Raw genomic sequence first — 11,163 nt, forward strand, 5'->3', positions numbered from 1 at the left:
TGGCCTCGCCTACGGTGGGCCGATGGACACCGACGCCGCGCTGGCCGCCCACGAGGACCAGCTGGTCGCCGACCTCGCCGTCCTCACCGCCGCACCGCCGGAGGGCGAGAGCATCTCCTTCGGCAAGCGGATCGGGGACGGGACCTCGCTGGCCGTCGACCGGCTGTCGGCCGTCGCCGTCCAGGAGCAGCTCCTGGACACCCTGGACCAGGTCCGGGCCGCGCGGCGCCGTGTCGCCGACGGCACGTACGGCACCTGCGAGGTGTGCGGCGAGGCCATCCCGGCCGGCCGCCTCGAGGCCCGTCCCTGGGCGGCCCGCTGCGTCCGGCACGCCTGAGCCGCAGCCGGACCTCGCCGTGCGGAAGGGGCACGACGCGGCTCCGGGGCGGCTTGTAGGGTCGGCGCATGGAGGTCACGCTCGGAGGGATCGCGGGGCTCGTCGCCGCGCTGGCGTTCGCGTACCTCGTCGTACGCGTCGCGGGCCTCGTCGGCAAGGCCGGACGCATCCTCGACGAGGCGCGCGAGACGGTCCGCACGACGACCGACAACGTCCAGCCCACGCTCAAGGGCATCACCGACACGGTGAGCCTCACCAACGACCAGCTGACCCGGGTCGACGCCATCACCGCGTCGGTCTCGACGATGACGACCAACGCCTCGGCGCTCACCTCGGTCCTCGCCGCCACCGTCGGCGGTCCGCTCATCAAGGTCGCGGCGTTCAGCTACGGGGTGCGCGTCGCCGTCCGCGACCTGCGGAAGGGGTCGCGGTGACGCCCCGCACCCGCGCCGCCCTCACCGGCCTCGCGGCCGCCGGAGCCGCGTACGCCGTGTGGCGCCTGCCCGCCACCCGCCGGTTCGTCCGGACCGTGCGCGAGGCCGCACGGGAGCGTGAGGCGGACCTGCGGGCCGCGGTCGAGACGGCCGTCCGCGCCGACGCCACCACCCGGGCGCCCCGGCACGCGGCCGGCGCGCGCGTCCCCGACCTCGACGTCGACGCCGGCTGGGGACCGCGCGACCCCGACCGCCCGGCCGCCGCGCCCCTGACCGAGGGCGACCCCGGCCGCTCCCTCACGCCCGACGAGGCGCGCGAGCTGCTGCTCGACCCCGCGGGCGACGCCCGCGACGTCGCCGCCCCCGAGGGGCGAGCTCGGTAGGGGCCCCCGCCCCCGCCTCCGCCTGCCCTTCCGATCCCGGCGCGCGCGCCCGGCATACGATGTCGCGATGCCCGCGCCCGGCCCGACCCCAGGAATGTCCCGTCATGGAAACCGCTGAGATCCGCCGCCGCTGGCTCGACTTCTTCGGCCGCAACGGCCACACCGTCGTCCCGAGCGCCTCGCTGCTGCTCGACGACCCGAACCTGCTGTTCGTCAACGCCGGCATGGTGCCCTTCAAGCCGTACTTCCTCGGGCAGGAGACCGCGCCGTACGACCGCGCGACGAGCGTCCAGAAGGTCGTGCGCACCCAGGACATCGAGGAGGTCGGCAAGACCTCCCGGCACGGCACGTTCTTCCAGATGAACGGCAACTTCTCCTTCGGCGACTACTTCAAGGAGGGCGCCATCGCGCTCGCCTGGGAGCTCGTCACCTCCCCGCAGGACCGGGGCGGCTTCGGTCTGGACCCCGAGCGGATCTGGCCGACCGTCCTCGACGGCGACGACGAGGCCCTCGGCATCTGGCACGAGCAGGTCGGGGTCCCCCTGGAGCGCATCGTCCGGCGCGGTCTGGCCGACAACTACTGGCACATGGGCGTGCCCGGTCCCGGCGGCCCGTGCTCGGAGATCTTCTACGACCGCGGCGCCGAGTACGGCCCCGACGGCGGCCCGGCGGTCGACGAGGACCGGTTCATGGAGTTCTGGAACCTCGTCTTCATGCAGGAGGAGCTCTCCGCGGTCCGCACCAAGGTCGACTTCGACGTCTCGGGACCGCTGCCGCGCAAGAACATCGACACCGGCATGGGGCTGGAGCGCATCGCCTCCATCCTCCAGGGCGTCGACAACATGTACGAGATCGACGAGGTCTACCCGGTCCTCGGCCGGGCGGCGGAGATGACGGGCAAGCGCTACGGCGCCGACTCCGGCCACTCCGCGGGGTCCAGCGCCCCCGACGACGTCCGGCTGCGGGTCGTCGCGGACCACGTCCGCTCCTCGCTCATGCTCATCGGCGACGGCGTGACGCCGGGCAACGAGGGCCGCGGGTACGTCCTGCGCCGGATGCTGCGCCGCGCCATCCGCTCGATGCGCCTGCTGGGCTACGAGGACCCGTGCCTCCCGGAGCTGCTGCCGGTCTCCCTCGAGCGGATGGAGCAGTCCTACCCGGAGCTGCGCACCGACTGGGACCGGATCAGCCAGACCGCGTACGCGGAGGAGGACGCCTTCCGCCGCACCCTCGCCGCGGGGACGACCATCCTCGACACCGCCGTCTCGCGGACCAAGGAGGGCGGCGGCGCGGTCCTCGGCGGCGACGAGGCCTTCCGCCTCCACGACACCTACGGCTTCCCCATCGACCTCACCCTCGAGATGGCCGCCGAGCAGGGCCTGGAGGTCGACCGCGAGGGCTTCACCCGGCTCATGCAGGAGCAGCGGACGCGGGCCAAGGACGACGCGCGCGCCAAGAAGACCGGGCACGGCGACACCAGCGTCTACCGGGCGCTCGCGGACGGCGTCGGCCACGCCGTCGAGTTCACCGGCTACTCCGAGGTGACGTCCGAGGCGCGGGTCGCCGGGCTGCTGCGGGGCGGGGCGGCGGTGACGTCGGCGTCGGCCGGCGACGACGTCGAGCTCGTCCTGGACCGGACCCCGTTCTACGCCGAGGGCGGTGGCCAGCTCGCCGACGGCGGGCTCGTCCGGCTGGGCAGCGGCGCGGTCGTCGAGGTCCGCGACGTCCAGTCGCCGATCACCGGGCTCGTCGTGCACCGCGGCACCGTCGTGTCCGGCGAGGTCTCGTCCGGCGAGCCCGCGTACGCCGAGGTCGACATCGAGCGCCGCCGCTCCATCTCGCGGGCGCACACGGCGACCCACATGGTCCACAAGGCCATCCGGGAGGCGCTGGGGGAGACCGCGACCCAGGCCGGCTCGGAGAACTCGCCCGGCCGCTTCCGGTTCGACTTCCACGCGCACACGGCGCTCCCGGCGTCGGTCCTCGCCGACGTCGAGTCCCGGGTCAACGCGCTGCTGCTGGACGACCTCGCGGTGCGGGCGGACGTCATGACCCAGGCGCAGGCCCGCGAGTCCGGCGCCATGGCGCTGTTCGGCGAGAAGTACGGCGACGCCGTCCGCGTCGTGTCCGTCGGTGACTGGGCCCGCGAGCTCTGCGGCGGCACGCACGCCGAGCGCACGACCCAGCTCGGGCTCGTCACCCTGCTCGGCGAGTCCTCCATCGGCTCGGGCGTGCGCCGGGTCGAGGCGCTCGTCGGCACGGACGCGTTCTCCTTCCTCGCGAGGGAGCGGGCCATCGTCGGCCAGCTGACCGAGCTCGTGAAGGGCCGTCCCGAGGAGCTGCCCGAGCGGGTCGGCGGCCTGCTCGGCCGGCTCAAGGAGGCCGAGCGCGACCTCGACCGGCTGCGCGCCGAGCGGCTCCAGGAGCAGGCGGGCTCGCTGACCGACCGCGCGCGCGACGTCGGCGGGGTCACCTTCCTCGGCCACGACGCCGGCGAGGCCGACGCGGGCGACGTGCGCACCATGGTCCTGGACCTGCGCGGCCGGCTCGGGAACGACCGGCCGAGCGTCGTCGCCGTCACCGGGGTCGCCAAGGGCCGGCCGGTGGTCGTCGTCGCGACCAACGAGGCCGCGCGCGGTCGCGGCATCCGCGCCGGCGAGCTGGTCCGGGCCGCGGCCGGGGCGCTCGGTGGCGGCGGGGGCGGCAAGGACGACATCGCCCAGGGCGGCGGCCAGGACCCGGCCAAGGTCGGTGAGGCCCTCGCCGCGGTCGAGTGGCGCGTCGGGGAGCTCGCCGGCTGATGCCGGGCCCACGCGAGGAGCCGCCGGTCCGGGGTGTCCGGCTCGGCGTCGACGTCGGCACCGTGCGGGTCGGGGTGGCCCGCAGCGACCCCGGCGGCGTCCTCGCGACCCCCCTGGAGACGGTCGACCGCGACCCGGGCGCCCCGCCCGCACCGGAGGACCCGGACGTCACCCGCATCGCCGGTCTCGTCGCCGAGCACGGGGCCGTCGGGGTCGTCGTCGGCCTCCCGAAGTCCCTCTCCGGCGCCGAAGGCCCTTCCGCTCTGCTCGCCCGCACGTATGCTGGCGTGCTGTCGGTGCGTGTCGCCCCCGTCCCGGTGCGGCTCGTGGACGAGCGGCTGACGACGGTCGACGCGCACCGAGCGCTCAGCGAGAGCGGCGTGGCCGGACGGCGACAGCGCTCCGTGGTCGACCAGGCCGCGGCCGTGCTGATCCTCCAGTCGGCCCTCGACGCCGAGCGCGCGACCGGTGCTCAGGCAGGAGAGCCGGCCGGGCGACGACGGCGCAAGCCACGGACGAAGGGCACGAGGACGTGAGCCAGGACTTCACCGACACGATCTTCGGTGACGACACCAAGCGGCGCCCCGCTGCCCGCTCGCGCCGCGAGATCCACGGCCGGCGCCGCCCCCGCAAGCGCAAGACGGGCCGCCGGCTCCTCGTGCTGCTCGTCGCCGTCGTCCTCGTCGGCGGCGCAGGCTACGGCGCGTACAGCGTGCTCGGGCCCATCGTTGGCGGTCTCGTCGGCGGCTCGGACTCCGGGGACGTGGACTACGCCGGTCCCGGCACCGGTGAGGTCCGGATCACGGTGGACCCCGGCCAGACAGGCGAGGACATCGCGACGACCCTGCGCGACGCGGGGGTCACGAAGACCCGCACGGCGTACATCGAGGCCGCCCGCGCCGACCCGCAGGCCGCCGCGGCGGTGCAGCCGGGCACCTACGCGCTGCGCAAGGAGATGACCGGCGCGGGCGCGTTCGCCATCCTCACCGACCCCGCGAACCGGCGCACCGACCGCGTCACCGTCCGCGAGGGGCTCTGGACCTCCGAGACCTTCCAGGCGCTCTCCGACGGCACCGGCGTGTCCGTCAAGCAGTACGAGAAGGCCGCCGAGGACGCCGAGGCCATCGGCCTGCCCCGCGCCGCCGACGGGGACGTCACGGGCTGGCTGTTCCCGGCCAGCTACGAGTTCGACAAGGACACCTCGGCCAAGGACCAGCTCGCGCAGATGGTCTCCCAGACGAAGAAGACGCTGCGCGACGCCGACGTGCCCGAGAAGGACTGGCAACGCACCCTGACCATCGCCTCCATCGTCGAGGGCGAGGCCCGCGGCGACGCCGACCGGGGCAAGGTGGCGCGCGTCGTCGAGAACCGGCTGGACGACCCGAACGGGCCGACGGCGGGCTACCTCCAGATGGACTCGACGGTGAACTTCGCCCTGCAGAAGCGCGGCAACCTCACCAAGACCGAGTACGACAGCGCCAAGACTGACCCCTACGACACCTACGGCTCGCCCGGCCTGCCGCCGGGGCCGATCGGCAACCCGGGCCAGGCCGCCATCGACGCGGCCGCCGACCCGACGCCGGGTGGCTGGTTCTTCTTCGTCACCGTCAACCTCGACACCGGCGAGACGCTCTTCGCCGACACCTACGAGGAGCAGCAGCGCAACCAGGCCAAGCTCAACCAGTGGTGCGACGACAACCCCGGGAAGTGCACGGGATGAGCCGGTGGGTCTCCTGAGGGCCGCGGTCCTCGGGTCCCCGGTCGCGCACTCGCTCTCCCCGGTCCTGCACCGGGCGGGCCACCGCGCGTGCGGGCTGGACGGCTGGGAGTACGGCCGCCACGAGGTCGACGCCGCCGGCCTGCCCGCCTTCGTCGCCGGCCTCGACGAGGAGTGGCGGGGGCTGTCGCTGACCATGCCGCTCAAGGAGGCCGCCCTCGAGGTCGCCACCGAGGTCTCCGACCTCGCCCGGCGGGCCGGCGGCGCGAACACCCTCGTCCGGCGCGCGGACGGAGGCTGGGACGCGACGAACACCGACGTCGCCGGGGTGACCGAGGCGCTGCGCCCGCACCTGCCGGGCACCCCCACCCGCGCGCTCGTGCTCGGCGCCGGGGCCACGGCCCGCTCGGCCGTCCTCGGGCTCGCCGCGCTCGGGGTCACGACGCTCACGGTCCGGGCCCGCGACACCGCGAGGGCGGCGGACCTGCTGGCATGGGCCCTGGACACCGGGGCGGGCATCCGCAACGGGTCGGTCGCCGCGATCGGGCCGTGGGTGACGACCCGCGACGACGTCGTCGTCTCCACGGTGCCCCCGGACGCCGGCGAGGCCGTCGCCGCCACCGTGCCCGCGCAGCACTCCGGCGTCCTCTTCGACGTCGTCTACGCCGGCTGGCCCACCCCGCCGGCCACCGCGGCCGCCGCGGCCGGGATGACCGTCGTCGGGGGCCTGGAGATGCTCGTCCGGCAGGCCGCCGAGCAGTTCCGCCTCTTCACCGGGGCCGAGGCGCCCGTCGACGCCATGCGCGAGGCCGGGCTGCGGGCCCTCGCGGCCCGCGCGTGACGCTCTGGTGGGTCGCCCTCGCGGCGGCCCTCGCCCTCGGCCTGGTCGGCCACCGCACCGGACGCGAGCTCGCGACCGGCGGCTACCGGATCGAGGAGGAGGTCGACACCCCGCCGCCCGGCAGCGCGTGGTGGACGGGGCCCGCCACCGGCCTGCTGGCCGCCCTCGCCGTCTACGGCGTCGGCGACCAGGGGTCGTGGGCGGCCCTGCCGGCCTACCTGCTCTTCGCCTGGCTCACCGTGGGCCTCACCTGGATCGACCTCGACGTCCACCGGCTTCCCATCGGGCTCGTCACCCCCACCGGGGGAGCGCTCGTCGTCCTCCTCGGGGTCGCCTCGCTCGCCACCGGCGGCACGCGCTGGCTCGGCGCCGTCGTCGGCGCATTGCTCATGGGCTTCTGCTACCTCGTCCTGTTCCTTCTGCCCGGTGGGGGCGTGGGTGCCGGCGACCTGCGGCTCGCGCCGGTCATCGGGGCGCTGCTCGGCTGGCTCGGGCTCGGGCAGGTCGTCGTCGGCATCGGGGCCGGGTTCCTCGTCGGCGGGGTGGGCGCGGTCGTGCTGCTCCTCGGCCGACGGGTGGGGATGAAGACGCCCATCGCGTACGGCCCGGCGATGTGTCTCGGGGCCTGGGTCGCCATCGCCTTCACGTCCCGCATCCTGACCTGGATGCTCGGAGGCTGAGACGGCCGTGGAAGGATCGTCACCATGCTGCGCTGGCTGACCGCGGGGGAGTCCCACGGGCCGGCCCTCGTCGCCACCGTCGAGGGACTGCCCGCCGGGGTCGAGGTGACGACCGCCGACATCGGCGCCGCCCTGGCCCGGCGCCGTCTCGGCTACGGCCGCGGGGCCCGCCAGAAGTTCGAGCAGGACGAGGTCGAGATCCTCGGCGGCGTGCGGCTCGGCGCCACGCTCGGCTCGCCGGTCGCCATCCGCATCGGCAACACCGAGTGGCCGAAGTGGCGCACGGTCATGAGCCCGGACCCCGTCCCTGCCGACGCGTACGCCGCCTCGGACGACGTCAACGCCGAGAAGGAGATCGCCCGCAACCGGCCGCTCACCCGGCCCCGCCCGGGCCACGCGGACCTCGTCGGCATGCAGAAGTACGGCTTCGAGGACGCCCGCCCCGTCCTGGAGCGGGCCTCCGCCCGGGAGACCGCGGCCCGGGTGGCCCTCGGCGCCGTCGCGGCCGCGCTGCTCGAGCAGGCCTACGGCATCCGGCTCGTCTCGCACACCGTCGCCATCGGCACCGCCGGCGTGGCCGACGACGCCCCGCTGCCCGGCCCGGACGACGTCGCCGCCCTGGACGCCGACCCCGTGCGCACCCTCGACGCCGACGGCTCGGCCGCGATGGTCGCCGAGGTCGACGCCGCCCGCAAGGACGGCGACACCCTCGGGGGGGTCGTCGAGGTCGTCGCGCACGGCGTGCCCCCGGGGCTCGGCTCCCACGTGCACTGGGACCGCCGGCTGGACTCGCGGCTCGCGGCCGCGCTCATGGGCATCCAGGCCATCAAGGGCGTCGAGGTCGGCGACGGCTTCCGCACCGCCGCCCGCCGCGGCTCGGCCGCCCACGACGAGATGGACCGGGGCGCCGACGGCGTCATCCGCCGCGCCACCGACCGGGCCGGCGGCACCGAGGGCGGGATGTCCGTCGGGGGTGTGCTACGGGTCCGGGCGGCGATGAAGCCGATCTCCACCGTGCCGCGGGCGCTGCGGACGGTCGACGTGGCCTCCGACGAGCCCGCCACCGCGATCCACCAGCGCTCCGACGTCTGCGCCGTGCCCGCCGCCGGCGTCGTCGCCGAGGCCATGGTCGCGCTCGTCCTCGCCGAGGCGTGCCTCGAGAAGTTCGGCGGCGACTCGGTCGCCGAGACCGCACGCAACCACCGCGCCTACCTGGCCGCCGTGCCCACGACCATGCGCACCTGGGAGGACTGATGCCGCGCTGCGTGCTCGTCGGTCCCCCCGGCTCGGGCAAGACGAGCACCGGCGAGGCCCTCGCCGGGCTGCTCGGGGTCGCCTTCGTCGACACCGACCGGGTCGTCGAGCAGGCGGCCGGCCGCACCATCGCCGACGTCTTCGTCGAGGACGGCGAGCCCGCCTTCCGCGCCCTGGAGCGCGACGCGGTGGCCGGGGCCCTCGAGGAGGCGGACGCGGTCGTCGCGCTCGGCGGGGGCGCCCCCGTCGACCCCGCCACCGAGCCGCGCCTCGCCGGCCACACCGTCGTCTTCCTCGACGTCGGGATCGCCGACGCGGCCAAGCGCATCGGCTTCGACCGCAGCCGTCCGCTGCTCGCGGTCAACCCGCGGGCCTCCTGGGTGCGGCTGATGAACGAGCGCCGACCGGTCTACGAGCGGGTCGCCACGCACGTCGTCGACACCGCCGGGCGCGCCGCCGAGGACGTGGCGGCCGAGATCGCCACCCTGCTGGACGGCGGCGCGTGAGCGAGCCGGTCACCATCCCGGTGGGGGACCTGCACGACGTCGTCGTCGGCCGCGGCGTGCTGGGGTCCGCCTCCGGGCTGCTGCCGGACGGCGTGCGCCAGGTGCTGCTCGTCCGGCCGGACGGGCTCCCCGCCTACGCCGACGTCGTCGCCGGCGCGCTGCGCGAGGCCGGGCTCGTCGTCCACGACGCGCCGGTCCCGGACGCCGAGCGGGCCAAGACGGCCGAGGTCGCCGCCGGGCTGTGGGCGCAGCTCGGACGGCACGCGTTCACCCGCACCGACGCCGTCGTCGCGGTCGGCGGCGGCACCGTCACCGACCTCGCCGGCTTCGTCGCCGCCACCTGGCTGCGCGGCGTGCCCGTCGTCCACGTCCCGACGACGCTGCTCGCGATGGTCGACGCCGCCGTGGGCGGCAAGACCGGCATCAACACGGCCGAGGGCAAGAACCTCGTCGGCGCCTTCCACACCCCGGCCGGGGTCGTCTGCGACCTCGATGTGCTGGCGACCCTGCCCCGGGCCGACCTCGTGGCCGGGCTGGCGGAGGTCGTCAAGGGCGGCTTCATCGCCGACCCCGGCATCCTCGACCTCGTCGAGGGCGACCCCGCGGCGGCCACCCGGTGGGACTCGCCGGTGCTCGCCGAGCTCGTCCGGCGCAAGGTGGCGGTCAAGGCCCGCGTCGTCGCCGCCGACCTGCGCGAGTCGTTCCTGCGGGAGGTCCTCAACTACGGGCACACCCTCGGCCACGCCATCGAGCAGGTCGAGGGCTTCCGGGTGCGGCACGGGGAGGCCGTCGCCATTGGGATGGTCTTCGCCGCGGAACTCGGGCACGCGAGCGGGACCGTCGACGACGCGCTGCTGGCCCGGCACCGGTCGGTGCTCGCGGCGGTCGGGCTGCCGACGAGCGACCGCGGGCACCGGTTCGAGGACCTGCTGCTCGCCATGGGCCGGGACAAGAAGTCGCGCGGCGCCCGGCTGCGGTTCGTCGTCCTCGACGGCCTCGCCACCCCGGTCCGGCTCGAGGACCCCGACCCCGCGCTCGTCCGCGCGGCCTACGCCGCCGTCTCCTCCGGCTGACCCGCGGGCGTCGGGGGGAGGGGCGCCAGGGCGGTAGCATGGACGCCGATCCCCACCCCCTCACGGGGGTGACGCGCGCCCGCACACCGGGGCGCGCCGACCCTCGACGCAGAAAGCGACACCAGCGCAGTGGCATCGACCAACGACCTGAAGAACGGACTCGTCCTCAACCTCGAGGGCCAGCTGTGGTCCGTCGTGGAGTTCCAGCACGTCAAGCCCGGCAAGGGCCCGGCGTTCGTGCGGACGAAGCTGAAGAACGTGCTGTCCGGGAAGGTCGTCGACAAGACCTTCAACGCCGGCGTCAAGGTCGAGACCGCGAACGTCGACAAGCGGACGATGCAGTACCTCTACAACGACGGCACCGACTACGTCTTCATGGACCCCGACACCTACGACCAGCTGCCGGTGACCCCCGAGGTCGTCGGCGACGCGGCGAAGTTCATGATGGAGAACCAGGAGGCCGTCGTCGCCCGCCACGACGGTGCGGTCCTCTACATCGAGCTGCCGGCCTCGGTCGTCCTCGAGATCACCTACACCGAGCCGGGCCTCCAGGGCGACCGGTCCACCGGCGGCACGAAGCCCGCGACCCTCGAGACCGGCGCCGAGATCCAGGTGCCGCTCTTCCTCGAGCAGGGCACGCGGATCAAGGTCGACACCCGCGACGGCTCCTACCTCGGCCGGACCAGCTGACCCGTGGCCGCCCGCACCAAGGCCCGCAAGCGCGCCCTCGACCTGCTGTTCGAGGCCGAGCAGCGGGGCGTGGACGCGGCGGACCTGCTGCGTGAGCGGCTCGCCGCCCCCGTCACCGAGCACCCCCTCCCGGAGCTGACCGCCGACCTCGTCACCGGGGTCGCGGACCGGCGCGAGCAGCTCGACGAGCTCATCACGACGTACTCGCAGGGCTGGACGCTGCGCCGGATGCCCGCGGTGGACCGCGCCATCCTGCGGCTGGGCGCCTTCGAGGTGCTGTTCTCCGACGACGTCCCCGAGAACGTCGCCATCAGCGAGTGGGTCGGCCTGGCCACCGAGCTGTCCACCGACGACAGCCCGCGGTTCGTCAACGGCCTGCTGGCCCGGCTCGCCGAGGTCAAGCCCACCCTGGCCTGAGAGACGTCGTCGCCGCCCCGCGCGGCGGCG

General features: G+C 75.1%; 13 protein-coding genes. All 13 read left to right on the forward strand.

The features are described from left to right. The first annotated feature begins 22 nt into the window (after nucleotides 1-22). The 13 genes from EPD83_RS14195 to nusB all read left to right on the forward strand — a co-directional run bounded on the left by EPD83_RS14195 (nucleotide 23) and on the right by nusB (nucleotide 11,133). Nucleotides 23-337, forward strand: a complete 315-nt coding sequence (locus tag EPD83_RS14195) for a TraR/DksA family transcriptional regulator (protein WP_128368106.1) — start codon at nucleotides 23-25, stop codon at nucleotides 335-337. Between the two features lie 68 nt (nucleotides 338-405). Further along, nucleotides 406-771 carry a DUF948 domain-containing protein gene (locus EPD83_RS14200; RefSeq protein ID WP_128368105.1) on the forward strand — a complete coding sequence of 122 codons (366 nt, stop codon included), beginning with the start codon at nucleotides 406-408 and terminating at the stop codon, nucleotides 769-771. After that, on the forward strand, nucleotides 768-1,154 hold the full coding sequence (locus EPD83_RS14205) for a hypothetical protein (protein ID WP_165566742.1): 387 nt from the start codon (nucleotides 768-770) through the stop codon (nucleotides 1,152-1,154). The genes EPD83_RS14200 and EPD83_RS14205 overlap by 4 nt, the downstream gene beginning before the upstream one ends. A 104-nt stretch (nucleotides 1,155-1,258) precedes the next feature. Next, nucleotides 1,259-3,955: an alanine--tRNA ligase gene (gene alaS, locus EPD83_RS14210; protein WP_128367137.1), complete on the forward strand. Its 2,697-nt coding sequence runs from the start codon at nucleotides 1,259-1,261 to the stop codon at nucleotides 3,953-3,955. Continuing rightward, entirely contained in the window at nucleotides 3,955-4,491 is a 537-nt protein-coding gene (gene ruvX / locus EPD83_RS14215) for a Holliday junction resolvase RuvX (protein WP_128367138.1), read from the forward strand. Before alaS ends, ruvX begins: the two co-directional genes overlap by 1 nt. Continuing rightward, nucleotides 4,488-5,675 (forward strand): endolytic transglycosylase MltG, encoded by a 1,188-nt coding sequence (gene mltG / locus EPD83_RS14220; RefSeq protein ID WP_128367139.1) that lies wholly within the window; start codon nucleotides 4,488-4,490, stop codon nucleotides 5,673-5,675. The genes ruvX and mltG overlap by 4 nt, the downstream gene beginning before the upstream one ends. Nucleotides 5,676-5,679: 4 nt before the next feature. Further along, nucleotides 5,680-6,513 (forward strand): shikimate dehydrogenase, encoded by an 834-nt coding sequence (locus EPD83_RS14225; RefSeq protein ID WP_165566743.1) that lies wholly within the window; start codon nucleotides 5,680-5,682, stop codon nucleotides 6,511-6,513. Continuing rightward, entirely contained in the window at nucleotides 6,510-7,193 is a 684-nt protein-coding gene (locus tag EPD83_RS14230) for a prepilin peptidase (protein ID WP_128367177.1), read from the forward strand. The genes EPD83_RS14225 and EPD83_RS14230 overlap by 4 nt, the downstream gene beginning before the upstream one ends. Nucleotides 7,194-7,217: 24 nt before the next feature. Further along, a complete protein-coding gene (gene aroC / locus EPD83_RS14235; protein ID WP_128367178.1) occupies nucleotides 7,218-8,447 on the forward strand; it encodes a chorismate synthase in 1,230 nt (409 codons plus the stop codon). Beyond that, nucleotides 8,447-8,953: a shikimate kinase gene (locus EPD83_RS14240; RefSeq protein ID WP_128367179.1), complete on the forward strand. Its 507-nt coding sequence runs from the start codon at nucleotides 8,447-8,449 to the stop codon at nucleotides 8,951-8,953. The genes aroC and EPD83_RS14240 overlap by 1 nt, the downstream gene beginning before the upstream one ends. Beyond that, nucleotides 8,950-10,026, forward strand: coding sequence for a 3-dehydroquinate synthase (gene aroB, locus EPD83_RS14245; RefSeq protein WP_128367180.1), 1,077 nt, complete (start codon nucleotides 8,950-8,952; stop codon nucleotides 10,024-10,026). Before EPD83_RS14240 ends, aroB begins: the two co-directional genes overlap by 4 nt. A 129-nt stretch (nucleotides 10,027-10,155) precedes the next feature. Further along, complete coding sequence (efp, locus tag EPD83_RS14250) at nucleotides 10,156-10,716, forward strand: elongation factor P (protein ID WP_128367181.1); 561 nt, start codon at nucleotides 10,156-10,158, stop codon at nucleotides 10,714-10,716. Between the two features lie 3 nt (nucleotides 10,717-10,719). Further along, nucleotides 10,720-11,133: a transcription antitermination factor NusB gene (gene nusB / locus EPD83_RS14255; protein WP_128367182.1), complete on the forward strand. Its 414-nt coding sequence runs from the start codon at nucleotides 10,720-10,722 to the stop codon at nucleotides 11,131-11,133. Nucleotides 11,134-11,163: the final 30 nt, after the last annotated feature.

The sequence above is a fragment of the Phycicoccus flavus genome, assembly GCF_004025965.2.
GTDB lineage: Bacteria > Actinomycetota > Actinomycetes > Actinomycetales > Dermatophilaceae > Phycicoccus > Phycicoccus flavus.

Excerpts from the sequence above, each read along its gene's own strand:
- EPD83_RS14195 (WP_128368106.1), top strand. The coding sequence starts at position 23 with ATGGACACCGACGCCGCGCTGGCCGCCCACGAGGACCAGCTGGTCGCC.
- EPD83_RS14200 (WP_128368105.1), top strand. The coding sequence starts at position 406 with ATGGAGGTCACGCTCGGAGGGATCGCGGGGCTCGTCGCCGCGCTGGCG.
- alaS (WP_128367137.1), top strand. The coding sequence starts at position 1,259 with ATGGAAACCGCTGAGATCCGCCGCCGCTGGCTCGACTTCTTCGGCCGC.
- ruvX (WP_128367138.1), top strand. The coding sequence starts at position 3,955 with ATGCCGGGCCCACGCGAGGAGCCGCCGGTCCGGGGTGTCCGGCTCGGC.
- aroC (WP_128367178.1), top strand. The coding sequence starts at position 7,218 with ATGCTGCGCTGGCTGACCGCGGGGGAGTCCCACGGGCCGGCCCTCGTC.
- EPD83_RS14240 (WP_128367179.1), top strand. The coding sequence starts at position 8,447 with ATGCCGCGCTGCGTGCTCGTCGGTCCCCCCGGCTCGGGCAAGACGAGC.